This is a genomic window from Advenella kashmirensis WT001 (assembly GCF_000219915.2).
Lineage (GTDB): Bacteria > Pseudomonadota > Gammaproteobacteria > Burkholderiales > Burkholderiaceae_B > Advenella > Advenella kashmirensis.
Genome location: NC_017964.1, coordinates 3,516,920 through 3,540,560, shown reverse-complemented (window position 1 = coordinate 3,540,560; position 23,641 = coordinate 3,516,920). Strand labels below are relative to the sequence as shown.

Genomic DNA, 23,641 nt, shown 5'->3' with positions numbered 1-23,641 from the left:
CCCTGCAGCCGCAGGGGCTACAATGGCGCTTTTCCCTTCGGGGCAGACCCCAGCAGAGAGATACAGTCTATGAGTATCAAGAACGACCGGTGGATTCGGCAGGCGGCGCAAGACGGCATGATCACCCCTTTCGAGGCGGGTCAGGTGCGCGAGCATAACGGGCAAAAGATCGTAAGCTACGGCACCAGCAGCTATGGTTACGACGTGCGTTGCGCTGACGAGTTCAAAATTTTTACCAACATCAATTCCACGATTGTGGATCCGAAGAACTTCGACGAGAAATCCTTTGTGGATTTCAAGGGTGATGTTTGCATTATTCCGCCGAACTCGTTTGCGCTTGCCCGCACCGTTGAGTATTTCCGCATCCCGCGCGAAGTGCTTACCGTCTGCCTGGGCAAAAGCACGTACGCGCGTTGCGGCATTATCGTGAACGTGACTCCGCTGGAGCCCGAGTGGGAAGGCCATGTTACGCTGGAGTTTTCCAACACAACGCCGCTGCCCGCAAAAATCTATGCCGGCGAGGGATGTGCCCAGTTTCTGTTCCTGCAGGGCGACGAGGTATGCGAAACATCATATCGCGATCGTGGCGGGAAGTATCAGGGTCAACAAGGCGTCACACTTCCAAGAACATAATCAGGCTATTTGATCAGCCAGCCAGGAGTACCCGATGAAATTTCGTTTTCCCATCGTCATCATTGACGAAGACTTCCGCTCGGACAGCGCGTCCGGTTTCGGTATTCGTGCCCTTGCCGATGCCATCAAGGCAGAAGGCGTCGAGGTTCTTGGCGTAACCAGTTATGGCGACTTAAGTTCGTTTGCCCAGCAGCAAAGCCGGGCCAGCGCCTTTATTCTGTCCATTGACGATGAAGAGTTCGATGTGGACTCGCGCGAAGACGTGGCGCATGCCATCCGCAATTTGCGAACCTTTATTGGCGAGCTGCGCTTTCGCAATGAAGACATCCCCATTTATCTGTATGGCGAGACCCGCACCTCCGAGCATATTCCCAATGACATCCTGCGTGAACTGCATGGTTTCATTCATATGTTCGAAGACACACCCGAGTTTGTGGCGCGCCATATTATTCGCGAATCCAAGAGCTATCTGGACGGGCTCTCGCCGCCGTTTTTCCGCGAGCTGGTCAAGTATGCGCAGGATGGTTCCTACTCCTGGCATTGCCCGGGTCACTCCGGCGGCGTGGCGTTTCTGAAAAGCCGGTGGGGCAGATGTTTCACCAGTTCTTTGGTGAAAATATGTTGCGCGCAGACGTGTGCAATGCGGTTGAGGAACTGGGCCAGCTGCTGGACCATACCGGTCCGGTGGCCGAGTCAGAGCGCAACGCGGCACGTATCTTTCATGCCGATCACTGCTACTTCGTGACCAATGGCACCTCCACCTCCAACAAGGTGGTGTGGCATGCCAACGTGGCCAACGATGACGTGGTGGTGGTCGATCGCAATTGTCATAAATCTATCCTGCACGCCATTACCATGACAGGTGCAATACCGGTGTTTTTGCGCCCTACGCGCAACCACCTGGGTATTATCGGCCCCATTCCGCTGGAAGAGTTCGATCCTGAAAGCATTCAGAAGAAAATCGAAGCCAATCCGTTTGCCCGCGAGCTCAAGAACAAGACGCCGCGCATTCTGACGCTCACGCAAAGTACCTATGATGGCGTGATCTACAACGTGGAGATGATCAAGGAAAAACTGGGCACTATCGTTGATACGCTGCACTTTGACGAAGCCTGGCTGCCACATGCGGCATTCCATGAGTTTTATGCCAATATGCACGCTATCGGCCCGAACCGGCCACGCAGCAAGGACGCGATGGTATTTGCCACGCACTCCACGCATAAGCTGCTTGCCGGCATCTCCCAGGCGTCGCAGATTGTGGTGCAGGAGTCCGAGAACCGCAAGCTGGATCGCAATATTTTCAACGAAGCATTTCTGATGCATACCTCTACCTCACCGCAGTACGCGATTATTGCGTCGTGCGATGTGTCGGCCGCCATGATGGAGCCGCCCGGCGGCACCGCCCTGGTTGCAGAAAGTATCCGCGAAGCCCTGGATTTTCGCCGCGCCATGCGCAAGGTGGCCTCGGAGTATGGTCGCAATGACTGGTGGTTCAAGGTCTGGGGACCGAATCGCCTGGTTTCCGAAGGTATCGGCTTTCAGGAGGACTGGGTGCTGGAGTCTGGCGACGAGTGGCACGGCTTTGGCGACCTGGCCGAGAACTTCAATATGCTGGATCCGATCAAGGCGACCATTATTACGCCGGGGCTGGATATTGACGGTCATTTTGCCGACAGTGGCATTCCTGCGGCGCTGGTGTCCAAGTACCTGGCCGAGCACGGCATTGTGGTGGAAAAAACCGGCCTGTATTCGTTCTTCATCCTGTTTACTATCGGCATTACCAAGGGCCGCTGGAATACGCTGGTGACGGCGCTGCAGCAGTTCAAGGATGATTATGATCGCAATGCGCCGCTGTGGCGTATCCTGCCCGAGTTCTGCGCCGACTTTAAACAGTATGAACGCATGGGCCTGCGCGATCTGTGCCAGAAAATTCATGAGGCCTACAGCCAGCATGATGTGGCGCGCCTGACCACCGAAGTCTATTTGTCGGATATGGTGCCGGCGCTCAAGCCTTCGGATGCGTTTGCCAAAATGGCGCACCGCGAAGTGGAGCGTGTGCCGCTGGACGAGCTGGAAGGCCGCGTGACCGGGGTGCTGCTCACGCCGTATCCTCCGGGCATTCCGCTGCTGATTCCGGGTGAGCGCTTTAACAAGACCATTGTGGAGTACCTGAAGTTTGCGCGCGGTTTCAATGCGAAATTTCCGGGCTTCGAAACCTTTATCCATGGCCTGGGCCATGTGGTTGAGGATGATGGTCGCGACTTTTTCTACGTGGACTGCTTAAGACTGGATGAGTGATTCTGTTGATGTCGTGATCATCGGCGCCGGTGCTGCCGGCCTGATGTGTGCGGCGGTGGCCGGCCAGCGTGGCCAGCGGGTGGTTTTGCTGGATCACGCCAGCCGGCTGGCTGAAAAAATCCGGATCTCCGGCGGCGGTCGCTGCAATTTCACTAATATCGGTACCACCTGGCAGCAGTTTTTGTCGGCCAATCCGGCGTTCTGCCGATCGGCCCTGTCTGCCTATACCCCCGAGGACTTTCTGACGCTGGTGCGCAGCCATGGCATTGCCTGGCATGAGAAGCACAAGGGTCAGCTGTTTTGCGACGACAGCAGCGAGCAGATTATCGACATGCTGGTGGCCGAGTGCGACAAGGGTGGAGTCAAGCGACGCATGCAAGCGCCCGTGACCGCAATTGGCCAGGAAAACGGCCGCTTTACGGTGCAGACCGCAAGCGGCACGCTGAGCGCCGACAAGCTGGTGATTGCGACCGGCGGCATGGCCATTCCCCAGTTGGGGGCGACCGATTTCGGATTGAAGGCGGCGCGCCAGTTCGGCCTGAAAACTATTGAGCCCCGACCCGCGCTGGTGCCGCTGACCTTCGATCAGCAAAGCTGGAAACCGTTTGCCGAACTCTCGGGCCTGGCGGTGCCGGCCCGGCTGGAAACGGGACAGGGTAAACGCCGGGGCCTGTTCGATGAGGACTTGCTGTTTACCCATCGCGGCCTGTCGGGCCCGGGCATCCTGCAAATTTCCAGCTACTGGGAACCGGACACCCCCATCCATATTGATCTGCTGCCAGGCCGGCAACTGGCGCAGGAGCTGGTGCAGCGCAAAAAGGGCAGCAAGCAAAGCCTGGCCCATGCCCTGAGCGAAGTGTGGCCACGCCGACTGGCCGAGAACTGGCTGCAATACCGGGGCATGCTGCCGACGCAGCGGCTGGCCGATATGGCCGACAAGCCGCTGACGCAGCTGGCAGACAGTGCGCAACCGTGGGTTCTGACCCCGTCCGGAACGGTGGGTTACAAAAAAGCCGAAGTAATGCGTGGCGGCGTGGATACCCGCGAGCTGGACCAGAAATCCATGCAGGCACGCAAGGTGCCGGGACTGTATTTTATTGGCGAGGTGGTCGACGTGACCGGCTGGCTGGGTGGTTACAACTTTCAGTGGGCCTGGGCCTCTGCGATGGCTTGCGGGCGCGCGCTGTCAGCGTGACAGAGTACGCAGGCGTGTGACAGGGCGGGACTGCAGAATGTGGGTGATGTGCCTGTACTGTCGTTGTGTTTTCAACGGGCAGGCAATGGGTTCAGATTAACGTGTGCACGCAAGGTGCCGGTCCGGCTGACGGCCGCCTGTGGCGACCGCCCTATAAATTATAAGAATGTGAATGCCGGTCCGGTCACCCCTGGATGACGCTTTTAGAAGCCCAGGTCAATATTGGCGATTTTCCGCGCGTCGATGACGATTTCACGACCGCTGGGTGAATAGCCCGTCAGGCGAAAACCGCTATCGGTTTTGCCGCCCATCAGGGATAGCTCAAAGCTGTTTTCGTCGGTGCCGAAAGACTGGTCGACCGCGGTATAGGCTTTGATTTTCAGGTTGGCGACGATTTCATCGTTGCCATCGGCCTGGATGGTGCCTGAATACAGGTAATGGGCGTCGCCCCCCCGGACCTTGTTGTCTTCTACGACCGTCACTCCGGCGTGGGCTTTGGAATCTGCGATCACTGTTGCGTAGAAACCGTTATCCATAATAGTACTCCTTATGTAGTTGCCACTAGGGCGCTTGATGCTGACTGCAGTGGCGAGCTGCTCTGAAAATAGACCCGCTCGCTAATGAAGCTGCTAATGAAAACGTGTGTTCTGTATCTGATATTGTTGTGTTTTATGCTGACGTTCACCAGCGGATGGCTAGTGTACCGCAACATGATGACACTCGTGTGTGAGGGTACTGCCACGAGTGACAATTGCTTGTGGTCAAGTGTATTCTATCTCTTTTCCAAAGAATTATTTAATTGAAACTATAAGATGTAACAGTTCGTATTGGCACGGTAACAATGCCATAACGCCGGCTAACCTCTGCTAACTTGCGCACTTGTAAATCGGCCGCCGCGTGCCGCCCGGGCAGGGGGGCGATGGCGGTAAAAAATTGAGTATGGGGGTTGTCATAATGGATTTTTTTGCCGTTTGCCTGTATCCTTTCGCATGCTTTTAAATTGTCGTGGGAGAGAGCAGCAGCCGGCTACCAGCCCGTCATGTTGCCACCGAAGGCGCAATTCGCCCGGAATCGCTCAGGTCCATGTACCGCACAATCACCGGCCCGGCCGGTAAGGCACTCTGGAGAGACCTTTTCATTAAGGCGCCGAAGGGGAAACGCGCTGTGCTGCGCCATCAGGCCAGTCCAAAGCGCGCTACAACTCTCAGGCAAAAGGACAGAGGGCGACAAGCGCCGGTTTCGTGGTGAAACCTGTGCGCTGCGACCTTCAATCCTTTTCAACAGGTGCAAGCATGTCTACACAGACAACTCCCCCGACCGCGGCAAGCGCTCCCCCCTCTGAACTGAATCGCACGCCCCTGTTCGCGGCCCATCTGGCTGCCGGCGCCAAAATGGTCGATTTCGGCGGCTGGGAAATGCCTATTTCCTATGGCTCGCAACTGGCCGAACACCATGCCGTGCGCCAGAAAGCGGGCATGTTCGACGTCTCCCATATGCTCAATGTCGATGTGACCGGCCTGCAGGCGCGCCGCTTCCTGAGCCTGCTGCTGGCCAACGATGTGGCCAAGCTGGCCATCGCCGGCAAGGCGCTCTACAGCTGCATGCTGAACCCCGAAGGCGGGGTGATCGACGACCTGATTGTTTACTTTTTCGATGATGACCGCTGGCGTGTGGTTGTGAACGCCGGCTGCGCGCAAAAGGATATTGACTGGATGCAGCGCGTGGTCAGTGAGCACAAGCTGGATGTCACCATCACCCCCCGGCGCGATCTGGCCATGATTGCTGTTCAGGCCCGCAAGCCCGGGAACTGGTCTGGCAGATCCATCCCGACTGGCAGGCGGCCACTGAACCGCTCAAGGCGTTTTTCGCAGCCAGTGTCGGCAACGACACGCTGGTGGCCCGCACCGGTTATACCGGCGAAGATGGCTTTGAAATCGTGCTGCCGGCCGCGCAGGCCGAAACGCTGTGGAACCGCCTGGCCGCCGCGGGAGTGGCGCCTTGCGGTCTGGGTGCGCGCGATACGCTGCGCCTGGAAGCCGGCATGAACCTGTATGGCCAGGATATGGACGAGCAGACCCAGCCGGCGCAGGCAGCACTTACCTGGACAGTTAGCCTGACCGATACCCAGCGCGACTTCATCGGCCGCCAGGCCATTGAATCTGCACCGCGCAAGAACGTCTTTACCGGTCTCAAACTCAATGAGCGCGGCGTGATGCGAGCGCACATGCGGGTACGCACCGTGCAGGGCGAAGGCGAAGTCACCAGCGGCACCATGTCGCCCACGCTGGGCGTGTCTGTGGCATTTGCCCGTCTGCCCCAGGGCGTGGCTGCCGGCGATACCGTTGAAGTGGACATCCGCGGCAAGTGGGTGCCGGCCACGGTGACCGCGCTGCCTTTCGTGCGCAACGGCAAGGCCGTGGTCCCTGCACAGAAATAGAAAACCGTCACATAAACCTTGATACTATATGACCGTGTGCAACGTGGTCATTTTCCTCTTCCAGGAGTCTTGAATGAAATTACCTACCGATCGTAAATACACCCCTTCGCATGAGTGGGTCCTGGCCGAAGGCGACGTGTTCGTTGTCGGCATCACTGATAACGCCCAGGAACAGCTTGGGGATCTGGTCTACGTGGGCGACGTCCAGGTGGGCGCGCAATTGAAGGCAGGCGACACCGCCGGCGTGGTCGAATCGGTCAAGGCCGCTTCGGACATCTACGCACCGGTAGATGGCGAAATTGTCGCATTCAACGATGTGCTGGAAGCGCAGCCTGACCTGGTCAATGCAGACTCCTACACTAACTGGATATTCAAAATCAAGCCCGCCAACGCGGCCGACGCCGACAAGCTGATGGATGCGGCTGCCTACGAAGCCCAGGCCTGAAACCCGCCGCCGTTGCCCGCATTCACGCTGAATGCCAGGCAACAGCGGCATGACTGATTACCACCGGATTACCCAGATTATGTTGCACACACACGAAGCGACGTCCCAGGAATTTGTCGGACGCCATATCGGGCCATCTGAAGCCGAGCAGGCAGAGATGCTGTCTGTCATTGGCGCCGAGAGCCTGGACGAACTGATAGACGAGATTGTTCCTTCCCGTATTCGCAATGCCGCGCCCCTGGCGCTGGACGGGCCACGCAGCGAAGCCGACATGCTGGCTTCATTGCGCGCCATTGCACAGAAAAACGCGGTTTACCGCAACTACATTGGCCAGGGCTATTACGGCACGCTGACCCCCAATGTGATTTTGCGCAATATTCTTGAAAACCCGGCCTGGTATACGGCGTACACGCCTTATCAGCCCGAGATCTCCCAGGGACGACTGGAAGCGCTGCTGAACTTCCAGACCATGGTGACCGATCTGACGGCCCTGGATATTGCCAATGCGTCCCTGCTGGACGAGGGCACGGCTGCGGCCGAGGCCATGACGCTGGCACGCCGTTCTGCCAAGTCAAAAAGCGATGTTTTCTTTGTGTCTGCCCATTGCCACCCCCAAACCATCGAGGTGGTTAAAACCCGTGCAGAAGGGTTGGACATCAAGGTCGTGGTGGCTGATGAAGCCGACGGCCTGCCCGAGTGCTTTGGCGTGCTGCTGCAGTACCCGCATAGCCTGGGCGGCGTGAGCGACTATACGCAACTGGCTGCTAATGCGCATGCCGCAGGTGCTGTGGTGGCGGTTGCCACCGACCTGCTGGCCCTGGCCATTTTAAAAGCACCGGGCGAGTGGGGCGCCGATATTGCAGTGGGCTCGGCGCAGCGCTTTGGCGTGCCGCTTGGGTTTGGCGGCCCGCATGCCGGTTTCATGGCCTGCCGCGATGCCTTCAAGCGCAGCATGCCGGGACGGCTGGTAGGCGTGTCCAAGGATGCGCAGGGCAAGCCGGCCTTGCGGCTGGCGCTGCAAACGCGCGAACAGCATATCCGTCGCGAGAAGGCGACCTCCAATATTTGTACTGCGCAGGTGCTGCTGGCCGTGATGGCCAGCATGTTTGCCGTTTATCACGGCGCCAAGGGCGTGCGGCGCATTGCCCAGCGTACCTATGTGACCACGACCCTGCTGCGCACCCTGCTGCAGTCTGCCGGTTATGAGGTACAGAACGAGACCTGGTTTGATACGCTGCTGGTGCAGACCAGTCACGGTCAGGCACTGCGTGCCGGGCTGGATGCCGCGCAGATCAATGTGCGCTGGGTATCCGACACGCAATTTGCCCTGTCCATGGACGAAACAGTCACCCTGGCAGACCTGCAGGCACTGGCCAATGTGCTGACCAAGCTGCCGGTGCGACTGCGGTTGATGTTGCTGCACTCAACGCCGGCGAAGACACCTTCGTGCCGGTCACCCTGGCGCGCCAGTCCGCCATTTTGTCGCACCCGATTTTTTCCAGCATTCATTCCGAAACCGACATGTTGCGCTACCTGCGCGGCCTGGCCGACAAGGACCTGGCGCTGGATCGCAGCATGATTCCGCTGGGTTCATGCACCATGAAGCTGAACGCCACTGCCGAGATGATTCCCATCACCTGGCCGGAGTTCGCCAATATTCACCCGTTCGCACCGGCTGCGCAAACCACGGGCTATGCTGAACTGGTCAGTCGCCTGTCGGCCGCGTTGTGCGAGATAACCGGCTATGATTCGGTCAGCCTGCAGCCCAATTCCGGCGCGCAGGCGAATATGCCGGCTTGCTGGCCATTCGTGCCTATCACCAGGCCAATGGCCAGACTCAGCGCGATGTGTGCCTGATTCCGTCCTCTGCCCATGGTACTAATCCGGCCTCGGCCAACCTGGCCGGCATGTCGGTGACCGTGGTTGCCTCTGACAGCAATGGCAACGTGGACGTGGAAGACCTGAAGCGCAAAATCGAGCAGACCGGCGATCGTCTGGCTGCACTGATGATTACCTATCCTTCTACTCATGGCGTGTTCGAGGAAGCCGTCGTACAGATTTGCGATCTGGTTCATGCCGCTGGCGGCCAGGTATATCTGGACGGCGCCAATATGAACGCGATGGTCGGGCTGGCCAAGCCAGGCAGCTTCGGTTCCGACGTTTCCCACTTGAATTTGCACAAGACCTTCTGCATTCCGCATGGCGGCGGCGGTCCGGGCGTGGGTCCGGTTGCCGTGCGTGCGCATCTGGCGCCCTATCTGCCGGGTGTCCTGAACGAACAGGGCAAGCCTGACGCAGCCGATGCGGCCGGACGCCCTGGTCCGGTGTCCTCGGCGCCTTTTGGCTCGGCCAGCATTCTGCCCATTTCCTATGCGTATATCGCGCTGATGGGCGCTTCTGGTTTGCAGCGCGCCACCGAAGTTGCGCTGCTCAATGCCAACTATATTGCTACTCGCCTGGCGCCGCATTATCCGGTTCTGTACAGCGGTCGTAACGGTCGCGTTGCCCATGAGTGCATTCTGGATCTGCGCCCCATCAAGGACGCTTGCGGCATTACGGTAGACGACGTGGCCAAGCGCCTGGTCGATTATGGTTTTCACGCGCCAACCATGAGTTTTCCGGTGGCTGGTACCTTAATGGTTGAACCGACCGAATCGGAAAGTCTGAAAGAGCTGGACCGTTTTGTGGAGGCGATGATCTCTATCCGCCGCGAGATTGCCCAGGTAGAGGCCGGTGAGGTGGATGCCCAGGACAATGTGCTGACCAACGCGCCGCATACAGCGCAAATGCTGACTGCCGATGAGTGGAACCATGCTTATGCGCGCAGCCAGGCTGCCTATCCCGGCCATGTCTCGCCTGTCGGCAAGTACTGGCCGCCGGTGGCGCGGGTAGATAATGCCTTCGGCGATCGCAATCTGGTATGTTCCTGCCCGCCGCTGGAAGCCTATATCGACTAATTGGACCCGTAGCAGGTCTGTCGTGGGAGATTTCTGGTAACAGAGCATCCCACATCAAACGAACCGGGGCGACCCACATGGCATTACGTCATGCAAGTCGTCCCGGTTTTTTTGCGGCTGTCGGGTGTGACGTACCTATCGGGCTCGTAATGTATCGGGTGACACAGGCCGCAAGCTCACGCATGCAAGCTGCGCAAGCGTTATGTCCTTTGCTGAACTATGCCGTTAGGTACGCGATCCGCACTGCGTCACTTCCAGACCGGATTGCTCCAGGCGCGCTTGCCATCTGCGCCAATTAAAACGACGCGGTACCACGGGCTTTTTGCCAGCGGCGCCAGATCAATGCTGGCACGGGTCAGTCCGGTCGCAAACTGATAGGCCATCAGATAACCGGCGCCCACAACCAGAATGCCATTGACGGCAGAACAGCGTACATTCAGATGAGTGGCGGTGGTTTCAATATCATGAAAGACCGGTCCCTGGGTGGAGTAGAAACTGCCGGCTTTCAGGGCCGCCACGATATCGGCCTGGTCCCTGCTGTCGGCCTTGAGTTCTACCCATGCCGCGCCAAAGTCCGGTGACTTGAAATGCGCATCATCAACGGCAGTGGCTAGCATCGGGCGCCCGCGGTCCAGCAACCCGTCCAGCAGATAGGCGCCATCGCCCTTGTCATGCATGAGCTGGCAACCGTGGTTGTAGATTTCCACGGCGTGGGCCGCATCAATCGTGAGCGCGTCGGCCAGCGACAGGCTGTACCAGGCCGGGTGAACCAGCGTGACGAAGGCGCCGGCATCGGCTGCACGCCGGGCAATGGTCGGACCGTCTTCACCTTCGCGCGTGGGTTCAAAGTCGTAGGGCAGGCCGATGGCGGTAATATGCCACAGTGCACTGTTTTCCGTGCGCGGCACGTGCAGTTCGGCGGCGGCCAGTGGCGTAAACGTGTCCGAGGCGAATTGCCGCGCATCGGTCAGCGGGAACTGATACGAGGGCAGAAAGTGATCTGTGAGCGCCAGGAAATCGTAACCTGATTCCTTGTATCGCCTAACCACTTCTTCGGTCGGCAGCATGCCGTCGGAATTGGTGGTGTGGGCATGCAGATTGCCACGCAAAAATTTGCCTGGCCTGGAAAAAAGCGTATCAAGCATTATGAAAATTCCTTTACGTTGTACTGTTCGATGTGTGCGCTGACCGCAGCGTAGTCAGGCATGACCATGTTGCGCCAGCGTCGTGCAACTGGTGGGCAAGCGCAGGAAGTGCATGGGCGCCGCCGGTAAATCCAATGACCGGCATGCCTGCGGCCACTGCCGCGCGCACCCCACTGGGACTGTCGTCGATCACCAGGCAACGCTGCGGCGGCGTGTGATACTGGCCTGCCGCGTGCAGGAACAGATCCGGCGCGGGCTTGCCCTGAGCGACATCGTCAGCGCTGTAGATGCGGCCGTCAAAATAGTGCGTGAGGTTTGTGGCTTCGAACGAAAACCGCAGCCGTTCGTGGGAGCTGTTGGACGCCACGCAGTAAGGCAGCGTCAGACGTTCCAGCAAGTCAAGCAAACCTGGCACTGGCGTCAGTTCCTGACGAAATAGCTGTTCGGTCAGTTGCATTTTTCGCCGGGCAAATGCCGGTGGCAACACCAGTTGGTATTGCTCGTGGATGCGCTTGAGCCCCGCCTCAAAGGTCAGGCCCACCAGCAGATCGGCACCTGCGCTTCGTTCAGGCTCAGGCCGAATTCAGCCAGTGCTGCGGCAGACGCCCGCGTGGACAGCACTTCGCTGTCCACGATGACCCCATCGCAGTCAAAAATAATTAGATCCAAAGAAGTATTGATCATGAGATACCGGCAAAATGGGGCGGCGCCTGGCCACCCCGGTTGACATAATTATTTTGCTAACAGGGCATTGGTCGCTTCAGTCATCTGTGCGAGCCCGTCTTCGGGCGTCACCGTGCCGCGCATGACAGAACCGATAATGTCACGCTGTGTGCGCCAGATCTGTACGCCGTTATTACCCGGGTAGCCGCCCCATGGGCTGGCATAGGCAATCTGCTTCAGGCTGGTTTCCCAGTTGGGGTTTTTCTTGTAAAAGTCTCCAAGGTACTCAGGCTGCAGGGCCAGCTTGTTGGTAGGCATATAGCCCGAACCCAGCACCGCTGCTGTCTGACCGACAGGGCCGGTGGCGAACTTGATGAACTGCCACGCGGCTTCTTGACGTTTCTGGTCCTTGCTCAGAATCATCATGGCATTTCCACCGGTAGGCACCTTGCCGGATGCTTTATTCGCTAGAGGGAATACCGAGGAACGCAGGGCAAAGCGCGAGCCGATCAATTCTGAAAATGCTTGGCGCTATTGGGAGAGGCAAAAATAAAGCCCAGCTTGCCTGATACAAACTGTTGGCGCGATTGGTCAAAATCACGCAAGGCCATGGCGCCGTCGGTCACAAAGCTGCGGGCCTTGCGCAATGCATTCAGGCCTGATTCGCCGGCAAAAGCTACGGTTTTACCGTCAGGGTTCATGATGGGGGAGCCTTGCTCCATGATCAGGGCACGCCAGAGCCAGTCGTCCGGCCAGGCATGTACGTCATAGGCCATGCCGTTAATGCCTTCTGAGGTCTTGGCGATGTTCGCGGCAAGCGCCACCAGCGAGGACCAGTCTGTCGGAAATGCATCCGGGTCGCCGCCGGCTTTTTTGACTAGGTCCGCGTTGTAGAAAATAACGGGTGTGGAGGCATTGAAGGCCAGGCCGTATTGTTTGTCGTCGACCTGGGCCAGTTTCAGGACGGACGCCTCGTAATTGGTCTGCAACCACTGATCTTTTTCTTTATCGATAAATGGTTTCAGATCGACTGCCTGCTTGCGGCGCTCCAGCGCATGCACAAGTTCGGGCAATAAATGAAAGCCGGAGAAGTAGACGTCGGGCAATTGCCCGGTCATCATGCTGCGCAGCACGGCCTGGTGCGCTTCGTCATAAGAAGGTGGCGAGGCCCGAAAGCGCACGACAATATCCGGATTCTCCTTGGTAAACGCCTGTGCGACTTTTTCATAAAAAGGATTGTGGCCTGGCCATGCGTGCATGGCATCCAGTGTAATGGTCTCGGCCTGGGCCGTTACCGCGTATGCACACAGGCTGCTGACTGACAGCCCCATCAATATCCGACAAACAGTTTTCATATCACTTGCACTCCAGAAAAAAACTTCCGACCCGCTGGTCTGAAGCTGGCATCCTTACTTGACGCCTGTATTGGTCACGCCCTGAATAAAATGGCGTTGAATAAAAAGGTAGAGAATCATCAGCGGCAGCGTCACGATCGTTGCGGAGGCCATCAGCGCGCCGAAGTTGGCGCCGATCTCGGGATCGGCAAAGGATGCCAATCCCAGAGGAGGCGTCATCAGCTCTGCATTGGTGATCACAATCAACGGCCAGTAAAGATCGTTCCAGTGACTGGTTACGGAAAAGACCGAGAAGGCGGCAATGGCCGGTTTGCTGGCGGGAACGACGATCTGCCAGAGAATGGCCATTTCGGACAGACCATCCAGTCGCGCAGCCTGCACGATATCTTCCGGGAAAATCTTGAATGATTGTCTGAACAGGAAGATGGCAAACACCGACAGAAAAAAGGGCACCATCAAGGCAAAATAGGTGTTGAGCAGGTCGGTTGCAGCCAGCCCCAGAAAGAGCGGAATGGCCGGCACCTGGATGGGGATGCACAAGCCCAGCAGAACGGCGCCAAACAGGAGTCGATCGCCCCGGAAGCGGTAGCGCGCCAATGCCCAGCCACAAGGTATGGCCGTTGCCAATTGCACCAGCAGCACACCGGCGCAGACGATTGCGCCATTGAGCATGTAGCGCAGTAAAGGCGCATCGGCCAGAGCGGTGCGGAAATTATCCCAGCCGACAAACTGCTGGGGCAGCCAGTTGAACGAGCCCGAGAACACTTCCTGGGCGGGACGAAAGGCCGTCACGATCATCCAGTAAAAAGGGAACAGCATGGCCAGCGCCAGCACGAGTAATGTACCGTGGCGCAAACAGGACGATAATGTCAGTTGTGATAGAAGGCGGGCGCCATACCTCGGTTGCGGTGTCATACGTAATGAACCTTTCTTTCGGTTAATCTGGTTTGCAGCCAGGACAGGACCAGAATGCAGGCCAGGAAGAGAACGGTCATGGCAGCGGCACTGCCTGTACGCAAATATTGAAATCCCTCCAGGTAAATCTGGTAAAGAATGACTTCACTGGCTGCCTGTGGACCACCCCGGGTGAGTACGGCTACGGTATCGAAGACTTTGAATGCGGTGATGCTGGAGGTCACGATCACAAATAGCATGGTGGGACCCAGTAGCGGGAGGGTGACGGTAAAAAAGCGGTCCCACGGGCGATCGGCGCCGTCTACGCGGGCCGCGTCATAAAGATCTTCGGGGATGGCCACCAGGCCGGCAATAAACAGCACCATATTGAAACCGGCCAGCTGCCAGATGCCGATAATGGCAAGTGAAATTAACACCAGCCCGGGATCGCCAAAGAATTCCATTTGCGGCAGGCCAAGGCCATGCAGCAATTGGTTGATCGGGCCGATCTGGCCGTGCAGCAGATACTTCCAGACGGTGGCCATGGCCACCAGCGTTGCGGTCACCGGCAGGAAAAACAGGCACTGGTAAATGCGGCGACCCTTGCCGACGCTTTGCACCAGAACGGCCAGAAAGAGGCCGCCGATGACTGAACCAGGAACGACCAGCAGGGTATAGATCACGGTATTGCGCAGCACATGCCAGAATTTGGCATCGCCCAGAACCGACACATAGTTATCGATACCGACAAAGCCCGTGTCCGGCATGCCAAGCTCATAGTTGGTAAAACTAAGCAGCATCACAATGATGACAGGCAGCAGCATGGTGCTGAGCATGAGAAAGGATGCAGGCATGGCAAACCACCAGCCATGCTGTCAGGCCAGCGGCGTTTTTTTTCGGTGACCCGTTCTGCCTGTTGCGCGGGCAGGGCGTGGCAACTGCTCATATTCAGGACACACGCTTGTGAATGGGCAGTACCTCGCAACTGGTGTACGCGGGTGCGATTCTGCTGCCTTGCGCATTGAACCAGAACGTCTGGGCCAGGTTGACCTGCAGGGTCAGCTTGTCGGACCAGTTGCCGCGGGTGCGCAGCCGGTCCACATCGGCAACCGGCGCTCTTGCCACCAGTGGTTCGTTCGAGTGCTGATGCCGACAGAAAATCAGGGCGTCATGACCGAGCACTTCCATGCGTTCGAACGTCGCGGAAAGACGGATTGCATTTGGCATAGGTCGGCTTGATAGATCGGCAATATTCACGCTCTCGGGGCGAAAGCCCATATGAACCACGGCATCGGTGGCCGGCATGGGCAGGGCAATGGGTTCGCCTGCCACGCTAGCGCCGTGCCGCATGTCAGATGTGATTGCCAGCAGGTTCATTTCCGGGCTGCCGATAAAGCGGGCGACACGAATGTCTTGCGGGTCTTCGTACAGATCCCTGGGCGTGCCGATCTGCACGATACTGCCATCCATGACGACAGCGACCCGGCTTGACAATGTCATGGCCTCTACCTGGTCATGCGTCACGTAAATGAACGTCGCGCCGGTGCGCTGGTGCAGGGCGGCGATTTCCGAGCGCATATGGACACGCAACCGCGCATCCAGGTTGGATAATGGCTCGTCCATGAGAAATACGTCGGGCTGTTTCACCATGGCCCTGGCCACAGCCACACGCTGGCGTTGGCCGCCCGATAGCTGCGACGGCCTGGAGTCCAGCAGATTTTCAAGCTGCACCTGGGCGGCCACCGCCGCCACTTCATGGTCAATCTGCTGGCGCAGCTTACGGCTACCAGGCCAGAAGCGACCCAGCAGCGGCCATCTGGCCGGCGCCGGCAAACGCTTCATTCTCAACGGTGTGGCGATGTTCTGCGCAACGGTCATATGCGGATACAGGGCATAGCTCTGAAAGACCATCGAAACCGGCCGATCGCGCGCCGGGAATTGCGTGACATCGCGATCGCCAATATAGACGCGCCAATGCTCGTGCGTAGTCAGGCCCGCGATAATGCGCAGCAGGGTGGATTTTCCGCAGCCGGAGGGGCCGACCAGCGTCAGAAATTCACCGGCGGCAATATCGAGCGATACCTGGGCAAGCGTGCGTTTCGTACCGTAATACTTTTCGACTTTTTCAAGTCTGACTGAAGCGGCCATGATGACTATTACCTGTCTGTTTCAAACAGGCGTCATTCTATTGGTTATTTATTTCAATATTATTTATTGATCATGGAGTTTTACTCCGAACATTGCTTTGGCGCCTGCGTGAGACAGATCGGCAATCGCCATGGCAAGCAATTCCACCAGATAAATCTTGCTGATTGCAGGTGAAATATCTCCACCAATGGTGAGTGGCTCAATCGGCACAGCCAGTAATACCAGGTCTGCAGCCTGGGCAACCGGGCTGTTGACGCGCCCGGTGATGGCAATCGTTTTTGCACCAGCCGAGCGGGCGCGTTTGAGAAACTCCACGGTGTCAAGGGTGACGCCGCTTTCGGAAATGCCCAGCGCCACGCAATGCTTGTCTACATCGGTCATCACTTCATGGGCCAGGACCGGATCCTGAAAAGCCTGGGCGGGCAAGCCCAGCCTCATGAGCCGGTAGGACACCAATTGACTGACAAGCCCGGATATCCCGGAGCCGAACACCGAGATGCGGCGTGCCTTGACCATATGCACGGCAATAGCCAATAACTGCTCGGCATGCAGGGCGTACGCGGTTTTCTGCATACTGAGTGTCAGCCGTCTGAGCAGGGCGCTATAGCGGTCGGCCTCGCTGTCGCTGTCCGTCGCGGCGCTATGCTCATTGGCTGAGAGTTCGGCCATGAGCGCCAGTTTGAAGTCGCTGAAGCCCTTGAAGCCGAGTTGACGGCACAGCCGCAACACGCTGGCCTGGCCGCTGTGGGTGTATTCGGCCAGCTCTGCTACCGTCTGGTGAACCACTTTTTCCGGATTGGCCAGGACATATTGGCCGACGCGTGAAGAAACTTCACTCATCGTACCAATGGCGTTGGCCAAATGGACCAGCGGGGCTTTTTGTTCGTTAAGCATGATCATAAAACGGATAACCTGGCTGGCAGGGGCCTCGTGGCAGTGGACGGAATCGTAGTGTGCACAAGTGCGCCGGGCCGAAATACGGCCAATGCGCCAATGCCACAGACCCAGATCATACACGGCCAATGTGATGTGAATGTGCAAGTATAGCGCAAGCCATTCATCGGGCTGAGCGGGGCGCAGGCCCGGCCGGCGTACAGCAGATGGCCGGGCCTGCACGGCTTGCTCGGTAATGAATTCAAACAGGATTCTGCGCTTTTCCTGTGTCTTGCATACGCAATCGGCGTTAATATGGGCGTTTTTAACGGCCATATTCATTTTCATGATTTTTCAGTCGCGTTTGCGTGCCACGGGCGCCGCTTTGCCCCGGTTCAATTGGGTGCTGGCTTTGCTGGCGCTGGTGCTGGCGTGTTGCTGCGCCAGCCCGGTATGGGCGCAGGACAAGGAAGCGCCACCCGATGTGGCGCAAGTGCTCAAGCAGGCGCAGGAGCAGATCGAGCCCATCAAAAAGCAGTTGGAGAAAATTGCCGATGCTCCGTTAAATGATGCAGCGCTGTCGGGCATGCGTGAGCAAGCCCTGAAGACGCAGTCTGCCGTAGGTGATGTGGCGGCAGCGCTGGTGCCCAAATTGAAGGATGTACAGGAGCGCCTGGCCGAGTTGGGTCCTACGGACGGTGCCGCGCCCGAAGCGGCCAATATCAGCGAGCAACGCGCAGAACTGGGCAAGGAACGTGGCAAGCTGGACTCGCAGATCAAACTGGCACGCCTGATCGGGGTGGAGGCTGAGCAGGCTGCAGAACAACTGAGCAAAGAGCGGCGGGTGCGCTTTCAGGCGCAACTGGGCGAGCGCACGGCCTCTATCGTATCGGGCACATTCTGGGCTGATCTGACACGTGAGTGGTCGCGCGATTCAATCCGCACCCAGCCGCTGGCCAATGAGCTGACCGCACTGCTGGAAGCAGTAACGCCTGTCTTATGGATTGGCGTTGCCATTATTATCGCGTTGATCATTGCCGTGCGCCTGGCCGCCGAAGGGTTGCTGCTCAAGGCCATGACCCGTTTTGTCGCACCGGGCCGCCTGCGCCGGTCTTTGTATGCGCTGGCCGTGGTGCTGATGTCTGCTGTGGCCTATGGACTGGTGGCCGAAACGATTAGAACCGGCTTAAGCTGGAACCAGAGCCCTACGACCACGATGACCGAAATCCTGACGCACATGGTGGTCGTGTCCTGGTTCGGCGGTTTTGTGGCAGGACTGGGTAAAGCCTTGCTGGCCGCACATCATGCCTCGTGGCGGCTGATTCCCATGCGTGACGATGTCGCCCTGAACCTGCGCTGGTTTCCGCTGGTGCTGGCCACCATCATCAGCCTGGGCTGGTTTATCCAGGGCGTATTTGCGACGGTGTATGCCAGCCTGGCGCTGACCGTGGCATTTAACTGCATTATTTCGCTGACTACCAGCATTGCCATGGGCGTGACCATGGTGCGCTCGCGCAAGCGCTATGCGACAGAGACCGATGCCGTACAGCGCAGCAACCAGATGACCATTCCCGGCTGGCTCAATGCGATCATCAGCCTGGCCGGTCTGGCGCTGATTGTCAGCCAGATCGCGCTGCTGCTGGGTTTTGTCGCCCTGGGCACCGTCATTGTGCAGCAACTGGTCTGGATTTTACTGGTACTGCTGTCGGCTTATCTGCTGGCGGTATTCATTGATGATGTATGCACCGTGATGCTGATCGCCGTCAAGCGGAAGAACGGTCAGGAAGATGAGGGCGCCTATCCCGCCATACGCAGCCAGTTGTTGGTTCTGGCTTCGGGCATCGGCCGGCTGCTGGTCGTATTGCTCGCGCTGGCGCTTTTGCTGGCGCCGTTTGGCGGCGGCCCGACAGAATGGCTGCGCAATTTCTCGTTCCTGTATTCCGGCATCTCGCTGGGCGAGGTAAATATTCGTCCTACTGCCATTCTGGTCGCGCTGGCCGTGCTGGTGCTGGGGTTTGTGCTGGTCAAGATCTTGCAGAACTGGCTGACAGACCAGTACTTGCCCACCACCCGCATGGATGCCGGCATGCGGGCCTCGGCCGGCGCCCTGTTCGGTTATGCGGGTTATGTGCTGGCCGGCGCCATGACGCTGTCGGCACTGGGTATTGGGCTGGAACGGGTGGCGTGGATTGCCAGTGCGCTATCGGTGGGTATTGGTTTTGGCTTGCAGGCAATTGTGCAGAACTTTGTCTCGGGCCTGATTTTGCTGGCTGAACGGCCGGTCAGGGTTGGTGACTGGGTCTCGCTCAATGGGGCAGAGGGCGATATCCGGCGTATTAATGTGCGGGCCACGGAAATCCAGTTGTGGGATCGTTCAACCATGATTGTGCCAAATTCGGAATTGATTACCAAAGTGGTGCGCAATGTTACCCATGCCAGCCCATTGGTCGAGTGCTGATCAAGCTGACGACTGCCGCTGGGTACCGAGCCGGCGCGCGTGCGCGACATCATTCTGGCGGCATATACGGCCAATGAAGACATACTGGATGAACCGCGGCCGGATATCCTGCTGGACAGCATTGATGCGACCGGGCTGGTGTTCATTGCCACCGGCTATGTCAACTCGCCGCGCATGGTGGCGCGCGTGCGCAGCGCTTTGCTGTTTGACATACTGCAGCAGCTGCATGAGGCCGATATCGCGCTGGCGGCGCCGGCCACCATGATGCTCAAGGAAGTGGCGGCGGCCCCGCAAAGTAAAACGCATTTTGAGGGCGGGCCGGATTAGGTTCGTAGTTGAATGCCTTTGCGGCATGCACGCCTTGCCCGTCCTGGTCATCGCAAGCTGCTGCGCCAACATATAAGCAATGTGCCTGGCGCGGTACGCAGAAAAACACCCCAAAGGTTGAATTGATGTCCAACTTTTGGGGTGCAGTTTATCTGGCGGGCTCTTATTTCAAAGCAATATCAAGGAATGCTGACCTTGTTCTGTTGCAGATCTTTCGGAATCCGTTCATAAACAACGTAATCGTAGTTCATGCCGTTTTCTTCCGGCTGGGTATCGCGTGAGGTTTCGCGCCACAGTTTTTCGTCCAGGTCGGGGAAAAAGGCGTCGCCATCGACAAATTGGTGAATTTCAGTTGCCATTACCTGCTGGGATTTTTCAATGGCCTGGGCGTAAATCTGCTCGCCGCCAATAACGAACGCGGTATCGCCTTGCTCGAACGCCAGCGCGATGGCTGCGTCCAGCGAGTTCACCACATCGGCGCCTTCGATGCTTAAATCCTGCCGGCGCGTAATAACGATATTGCGCCTGCCTGGCAGGGGGCGGCCGATAGACTCCCAGGTCTTTCGACCCATGATGATGGGCTTGCCCATGGTCAGGGTTTTGAAGCGTTTCAGGTCGCCCGGCAGATGCCAGGGCAGGGTGTTGTTCACGCCGATGGCCCGGTTTTCGATGGCATAGGCAACAAGAATAATCAGTGTAGGCATGTCGGTTCCTGTATAGGGTGCGCAGGCGTGCAGCATTCGCAGACTGCGTCTGAACGGGCAGGCTCAGACTGCGACTGGCGCCTTGATATGCGGATGAAACTGGTAATCGGCAATCTCGAAATCTTCATATTCATAGTCGAAAATGGAATCGGGTTTGCGATGAATGATCAGCCGTGGAAAGGGATATGGCGTACGTGATAATTGCAATTGTGCCTGTTCGATATGATTGCTGTACAAATGGCAGTCTCCGCCGGTCCAGATAAAGTCACCGGGTTCCAGATTGCATTGCTGGGCGACCATGTGCGTCAGCAGGGCATAGCTGGCGATATTGAACGGCACGCCCAGGAAAATATCGGCGCTGCGCTGGTATAACTGGCAGGATAGTTTGCCATCGGCTACGTAGAACTGGAAAAATGCGTGGCAGGGCGGCAGTTTCATTTGCCCGATGTCGGCCACGTTCCAGGCCGAGACGATCAGCCGGCGAGAATCCGGATTGGATTTGATTTGTTCAATGACCTGGGTGATCTGGTCGATATGGCCGCCATCCGGCTTGGGCCAGGAGCGCCATTGCACGCCGTATACCGGCCCCAGGTTGCCCTGGCATCGGCCCATTCATCCCAGATGGTGACGCCGCGTTCCTGCAGCCAGCGCACGTTCGAGTCGCCGCGCAAAAACCATAGCAGCTCGATGAAAATGCTTTTGGTGTGCAGCTTCTTGGTAGTGACCAGGGGAAAGCCCTCAGCCAGATTAAAGCGCATCTGATGACCGAATACCGAGCGGGTGCCGGTGCCGGTGCGGTCTGTTTTGGCTACGCCATGTTCCATTACATGGCGCATGAAATCTTCATACTGCTGGTTCATCTTTATGCCTCGGCGATCACATAAGCGTGGGTAATGGTTGCCGACTTTTCCAGCATGGCAACGGCAGAACAGTATTTTTCGTGAGACAGGCTGACGGCCCGTTCCACCGCTTTTTCAGGCAGGTTCTTGCCGGTGACGGTGAAAACGAAATGGATTTTGGTGAAAATCTTGGGATCGGTCTCGGCCCGCTCGCCCTGTACCGTGACCTGGCAGCGTGTTACCTGGTGCCGGCCGCGTTTGAGAATAAGTACGATGTCGTAGGCCGAGCAGCCACCGGCGCTCACCAGCATCATTTCCATGGGGCGGGGCGCCAGATTATTGCCGCCGCCTTCAGGCGCACCATCCATGGCAACGGTGTGTCCGCTGCCGGTCGTGGCAACGAACAGCATGCCTTCGGGGCCATTCCATTCGATATTGCATTCCATGATCTTTTCCTGCATTAAATCAAAATCAAATCATAACCCATTGCTACAATAGACGATCGGGCAGACATCACCGGGGTAACAAATCGACCGCCAGGGGCGCCTGCATCGTTCTTTTCCTGTCCTTTCCAACACAGGCTGACTTATGACCGAAAAAGCTATTGTTGTACAAGAATTTGACCGTCGTTATTCGCTTGCCGACCGGGTGCTGGCAGAAATCGGGACTGCGCTTGAAGTGCTCTCGGGCGCCTCGCGTGCTTCGCGTCCCAATCCTGCAGGCCCGCAAATGGCCGCCGGCGAACCGGATCTGAGCCAGGCCCAGGCCAGGCATGCGGCCGGGCTGATGCGTGTCAATCATGTCGGAGAAGTATGTGCCCAGGCACTGTATCGCGGGCAGGCGCTCATGTGCAAGGAAACGTCGGTGCGCAAGGTCTTCGAGACGGCTGCGCAGGAAGAGGTGGATCACCTGTCCTGGTGCCGCGATCGTATTCGCGAGCTCAACAGCCATACCAGCCTGCTCAATCCGCTTTGGTATGCGGGTTCTTTCGGACTGGGGGTGCTGGCCAGTGCTGCTGGCCGCGAACGTAACCTGGGCTTCATGGCCGAGACCGAACGCCAGGTGGAGGCGCATCTGGAGCGTCATCTGAGCGATCTGCCTGCGCAGGATAGCCGCTCGCGCGCCATTGTCCAGCAGATGAAGGAAGACGAAGTCCACCATCGTGAAACAGCGGAACAGCACGGCGGCACGCCATTGCCCGTGCCGGTGCGCGGCATCATGACAGCCATGTCCAAAGTCATGACAACGCTGGCCTATCGCGTTTGAATTGCGCACACTGAAAGTGCTGCGCTAAAGCCCTGCCTCTCGCAGTGCAACGCACCCCGGGCGGATCCCGCCCGGATTGCGAGTGGCCTCGCACGTGCGCCCTGAACGGTCTTGTTACCTGCTTTTTGCCGTTCTGGCAGGGCAGGGGTGGTCTTGGGGTTTCCCCTCTTATTTACGGTGAATGTACGGTCGATTGTTGTGAAAACCCCACGAGACGGCTGACCTTCCTGTGTTTTTCATGTGTCAGGGGCGTAAAATATCCAGACATACCCCTACACCAGTGTAATTACCTATGGACATACGGGTGCGGTGTGTCTGTTTTGAAACAGATTGAAGTAAATTGGGTGCAAATTCAAACGCTTGATTGATAATTTTCTTGCATCGCACAAAAAAAAGCAGTACTATCTCTTTAACGGATGACGAAATGGTTTTTCGGAAATTCGCAGTAAGCAGTGACAGCAGTTCTGCAGTTCGCCACATTCAAGAATAAGCGTTGGCGCCACAGTAACAGCTAGCATTGCCCGCAGTAAGAAATGTTGATCATCTCTTTGTTGTCTGCCAGCTGCTTGAGTTTCTTACCTATTTGTCTTGCCAAGGTTGTCTCCTCCACCCTCCTCCTTTGGTGGATTTAGCCAAGATCGCAAGGTCTTGGGCTTTTTTTTGTCTGCGTGCCAGGGAGCAGGGCAGCAAGGCGTGTCGGCTGTGGCATGTCCGGGTGCCCGGGTCATTGGATCGGCTGTTGATGTCCGCCGGGGTGTGGCTATGGATCTGCCTGTTGGCGCCCATCCCGGTATTGATTTTGCGCTGAAAGAGCCGGCCCGCCAGCAGCCTAAATTTGTCATAATGTGAAGGACGGCATTTTTAATGCAGATTAATTATTAAAATTGCCGAATATGAAATGTTATGCCGTTTGTTTCAAACCGGATAGCGCCCGGTCGCTCCGCGTTACTATTGTCGCTTGTTAAGTATTTTGCATTCTGGATCGACTTTGACATTTCCCTGGC

The 23,641-nt window shown here is 57.6% G+C and carries 19 protein-coding genes, 4 pseudogenes and 2 riboswitches; of the genes and pseudogenes, 10 read left to right on the top strand and 13 right to left on the bottom strand.

Annotated features, from left to right (window positions below; genetic code table 11):
* Positions 1–69: 69 nt before the first annotated feature.
* The 4 genes and pseudogenes from dcd (at position 70) to TKWG_RS16595 (ending at position 4,126) form a co-directional block, all read left to right on the top strand.
* On the top strand, positions 70–633 hold the full coding sequence (dcd, locus tag TKWG_RS16605; protein WP_014751947.1) for a dCTP deaminase: 564 nt from the start codon (positions 70–72) through the stop codon (positions 631–633).
* Positions 634–667: 34 nt separating this feature from the next.
* Positions 668–2,358: pseudogene (locus tag TKWG_RS16600) on the top strand (Orn/Lys/Arg decarboxylase N-terminal domain-containing protein); the annotation flags it as partial.
* A 177-nt stretch (positions 2,359–2,535) separates the two neighbouring features.
* Positions 2,536–2,931: an Orn/Lys/Arg family decarboxylase gene (locus TKWG_RS27280; RefSeq protein ID WP_407636936.1), complete on the top strand. Its 396-nt coding sequence runs from the start codon at positions 2,536–2,538 to the stop codon at positions 2,929–2,931.
* Positions 2,924–4,126 (top strand): BaiN/RdsA family NAD(P)/FAD-dependent oxidoreductase, encoded by a 1,203-nt coding sequence (locus tag TKWG_RS16595; protein WP_014751946.1) that lies wholly within the window; start codon positions 2,924–2,926, stop codon positions 4,124–4,126. The genes TKWG_RS27280 and TKWG_RS16595 overlap by 8 nt, the downstream gene beginning before the upstream one ends.
* Positions 4,127–4,329: 203 nt before the next feature.
* Here the strand turns inward: TKWG_RS16595 and TKWG_RS16590 are convergent, their stop codons facing one another.
* Positions 4,330–4,662 carry a GrlR family regulatory protein gene (locus TKWG_RS16590; RefSeq protein WP_014751945.1) on the bottom strand — a complete coding sequence of 111 codons (333 nt, stop codon included), beginning with the start codon at positions 4,660–4,662 and terminating at the stop codon, positions 4,330–4,332.
* 460 nt (positions 4,663–5,122) lie between these two features.
* Positions 5,123–5,227: riboswitch (glycine riboswitch) on the top strand.
* 10 nt (positions 5,228–5,237) lie between these two features.
* Positions 5,238–5,356, top strand: a riboswitch (glycine riboswitch).
* Between the two features lie 62 nt (positions 5,357–5,418).
* Between TKWG_RS16590 and gcvT the strand changes: the two are divergent.
* The 3 genes and pseudogenes from gcvT to gcvP all read left to right on the top strand — a co-directional run bounded on the left by gcvT (position 5,419) and on the right by gcvP (position 9,965).
* Positions 5,419–6,563 (top strand): annotated as a pseudogene (gene gcvT / locus TKWG_RS16585) (glycine cleavage system aminomethyltransferase GcvT).
* Between the two features lie 73 nt (positions 6,564–6,636).
* Complete coding sequence (gcvH, locus tag TKWG_RS16580) at positions 6,637–7,008, top strand: glycine cleavage system protein GcvH (RefSeq protein WP_014751944.1); 372 nt, start codon at positions 6,637–6,639, stop codon at positions 7,006–7,008.
* 79 nt (positions 7,009–7,087) lie between these two features.
* Positions 7,088–9,965 (top strand): annotated as a pseudogene (gene gcvP, locus TKWG_RS25375) (aminomethyl-transferring glycine dehydrogenase).
* A 248-nt stretch (positions 9,966–10,213) separates the two neighbouring features.
* On the opposite strand, the gene TKWG_RS16570 reads toward gcvP, so the two are convergent.
* The 9 genes from TKWG_RS16570 to TKWG_RS23325 all read right to left on the bottom strand — a co-directional run bounded on the left by TKWG_RS16570 (position 10,214) and on the right by TKWG_RS23325 (position 17,391).
* Positions 10,214–11,110: a CehA/McbA family metallohydrolase gene (locus TKWG_RS16570; RefSeq protein WP_014751943.1), complete on the bottom strand. Its 897-nt coding sequence runs from the start codon at positions 11,108–11,110 to the stop codon at positions 10,214–10,216.
* A 13-nt stretch (positions 11,111–11,123) separates the two neighbouring features.
* Positions 11,124–11,651 (bottom strand): HAD family hydrolase, encoded by a 528-nt coding sequence (locus TKWG_RS16565; protein WP_014751942.1) that lies wholly within the window; start codon positions 11,649–11,651, stop codon positions 11,124–11,126.
* The gene (locus TKWG_RS23700) at positions 11,642–11,794 is read right to left on the bottom strand and encodes an HAD family hydrolase (RefSeq protein ID WP_014751941.1); all 153 of its coding nucleotides are present in this window, start codon (positions 11,792–11,794) and stop codon (positions 11,642–11,644) included. Before TKWG_RS23700 ends, TKWG_RS16565 begins: the two co-directional genes overlap by 10 nt.
* A gap of 48 nt (positions 11,795–11,842) precedes the next feature.
* A complete protein-coding gene (locus tag TKWG_RS26165; protein ID WP_202947726.1) occupies positions 11,843–12,199 on the bottom strand; it encodes an extracellular solute-binding protein in 357 nt (118 codons plus the stop codon).
* A gap of 83 nt (positions 12,200–12,282) precedes the next feature.
* Positions 12,283–13,128, bottom strand: a complete 846-nt coding sequence (locus tag TKWG_RS26160; protein WP_202947725.1) for an extracellular solute-binding protein — start codon at positions 13,126–13,128, stop codon at positions 12,283–12,285.
* Positions 13,129–13,182: 54 nt separating this feature from the next.
* A complete protein-coding gene (locus TKWG_RS16555; RefSeq protein ID WP_050981646.1) occupies positions 13,183–14,043 on the bottom strand; it encodes a carbohydrate ABC transporter permease in 861 nt (286 codons plus the stop codon).
* The gene (locus TKWG_RS16550) at positions 14,040–14,876 is read right to left on the bottom strand and encodes a carbohydrate ABC transporter permease (protein WP_014751939.1); all 837 of its coding nucleotides are present in this window, start codon (positions 14,874–14,876) and stop codon (positions 14,040–14,042) included. The genes TKWG_RS16555 and TKWG_RS16550 overlap by 4 nt, the downstream gene beginning before the upstream one ends.
* 94 nt (positions 14,877–14,970) lie before the next feature.
* Positions 14,971–16,170 carry an ABC transporter ATP-binding protein gene (locus tag TKWG_RS16545; RefSeq protein ID WP_014751938.1) on the bottom strand — a complete coding sequence of 400 codons (1,200 nt, stop codon included), beginning with the start codon at positions 16,168–16,170 and terminating at the stop codon, positions 14,971–14,973.
* 63 nt (positions 16,171–16,233) lie between these two features.
* Positions 16,234–17,391 (bottom strand): MurR/RpiR family transcriptional regulator, encoded by a 1,158-nt coding sequence (locus TKWG_RS23325; protein WP_014751937.1) that lies wholly within the window; start codon positions 17,389–17,391, stop codon positions 16,234–16,236.
* Here TKWG_RS23325 and TKWG_RS16535 point away from each other — a divergent pair.
* Both TKWG_RS16535 and TKWG_RS21840 read left to right on the top strand, forming a co-directional pair.
* Complete coding sequence (locus TKWG_RS16535; protein WP_050981645.1) at positions 17,390–19,501, top strand: DUF3772 domain-containing protein; 2,112 nt, start codon at positions 17,390–17,392, stop codon at positions 19,499–19,501. The two genes, TKWG_RS23325 and TKWG_RS16535, sit on opposite strands and share 2 nt — an antisense overlap.
* A 12-nt stretch (positions 19,502–19,513) precedes the next feature.
* Positions 19,514–19,828, top strand: coding sequence for a hypothetical protein (locus tag TKWG_RS21840; protein WP_407636935.1), 315 nt, complete (start codon positions 19,514–19,516; stop codon positions 19,826–19,828).
* A 179-nt stretch (positions 19,829–20,007) separates the two neighbouring features.
* Here TKWG_RS21840 and TKWG_RS16530 read toward each other — a convergent pair whose 3' ends face one another.
* The 3 genes and pseudogenes from TKWG_RS16530 to TKWG_RS16520 form a co-directional block, all read right to left on the bottom strand.
* Positions 20,008–20,532 (bottom strand): dihydrofolate reductase, encoded by a 525-nt coding sequence (locus tag TKWG_RS16530; RefSeq protein WP_050981643.1) that lies wholly within the window; start codon positions 20,530–20,532, stop codon positions 20,008–20,010.
* Between the two features lie 63 nt (positions 20,533–20,595).
* Positions 20,596–21,392: pseudogene (locus tag TKWG_RS16525) on the bottom strand (thymidylate synthase).
* Between the two features lie 2 nt (positions 21,393–21,394).
* The gene (locus TKWG_RS16520) at positions 21,395–21,817 is read right to left on the bottom strand and encodes an OsmC family protein (protein WP_014751933.1); all 423 of its coding nucleotides are present in this window, start codon (positions 21,815–21,817) and stop codon (positions 21,395–21,397) included.
* Between the two features lie 142 nt (positions 21,818–21,959).
* Between TKWG_RS16520 and coq7 the strand changes: the two genes are divergently transcribed.
* Positions 21,960–22,637, top strand: a complete 678-nt coding sequence (coq7, locus tag TKWG_RS16515) for a 2-polyprenyl-3-methyl-6-methoxy-1,4-benzoquinone monooxygenase (protein WP_014751932.1) — start codon at positions 21,960–21,962, stop codon at positions 22,635–22,637.
* Positions 22,638–23,641: the final 1,004 nt, after the last annotated feature.

Bases quoted from the DNA above. Each gene is read 5' to 3' on its own strand.
- TKWG_RS23700 (WP_014751941.1), bottom strand. From the start codon at position 11,794: ATGATCAATACTTCTTTGGATCTAATTATTTTTGACTGCGATGGGGTC.
- TKWG_RS16545 (WP_014751938.1), bottom strand. From the start codon at position 16,170: ATGGCCGCTTCAGTCAGACTTGAAAAAGTCGAAAAGTATTACGGTACG.
- gcvH (WP_014751944.1), top strand. From the start codon at position 6,637: ATGAAATTACCTACCGATCGTAAATACACCCCTTCGCATGAGTGGGTC.
- TKWG_RS16535 (WP_050981645.1), top strand. From the start codon at position 17,390: ATGATTTTTCAGTCGCGTTTGCGTGCCACGGGCGCCGCTTTGCCCCGG.
- coq7 (WP_014751932.1), top strand. From the start codon at position 21,960: ATGACCGAAAAAGCTATTGTTGTACAAGAATTTGACCGTCGTTATTCG.
- TKWG_RS26160 (WP_202947725.1), bottom strand. From the start codon at position 13,128: ATGAAAACTGTTTGTCGGATATTGATGGGGCTGTCAGTCAGCAGCCTG.
- dcd (WP_014751947.1), top strand. From the start codon at position 70: ATGAGTATCAAGAACGACCGGTGGATTCGGCAGGCGGCGCAAGACGGC.
- TKWG_RS16590 (WP_014751945.1), bottom strand. From the start codon at position 4,662: ATGGATAACGGTTTCTACGCAACAGTGATCGCAGATTCCAAAGCCCAC.
- TKWG_RS23325 (WP_014751937.1), bottom strand. From the start codon at position 17,391: ATGAAAATGAATATGGCCGTTAAAAACGCCCATATTAACGCCGATTGC.
- TKWG_RS27280 (WP_407636936.1), top strand. From the start codon at position 2,536: ATGGGCCTGCGCGATCTGTGCCAGAAAATTCATGAGGCCTACAGCCAG.
- TKWG_RS16570 (WP_014751943.1), bottom strand. From the start codon at position 11,110: ATGCTTGATACGCTTTTTTCCAGGCCAGGCAAATTTTTGCGTGGCAAT.
- TKWG_RS16520 (WP_014751933.1), bottom strand. From the start codon at position 21,817: ATGGAATGCAATATCGAATGGAATGGCCCCGAAGGCATGCTGTTCGTT.
- TKWG_RS16595 (WP_014751946.1), top strand. From the start codon at position 2,924: ATGAGTGATTCTGTTGATGTCGTGATCATCGGCGCCGGTGCTGCCGGC.
- TKWG_RS16530 (WP_050981643.1), bottom strand. From the start codon at position 20,532: ATGCCTACACTGATTATTCTTGTTGCCTATGCCATCGAAAACCGGGCC.
- TKWG_RS16550 (WP_014751939.1), bottom strand. From the start codon at position 14,876: ATGCCTGCATCCTTTCTCATGCTCAGCACCATGCTGCTGCCTGTCATC.
- TKWG_RS16555 (WP_050981646.1), bottom strand. From the start codon at position 14,043: ATGACACCGCAACCGAGGTATGGCGCCCGCCTTCTATCACAACTGACA.
- TKWG_RS26165 (WP_202947726.1), bottom strand. From the start codon at position 12,199: ATGATGATTCTGAGCAAGGACCAGAAACGTCAAGAAGCCGCGTGGCAG.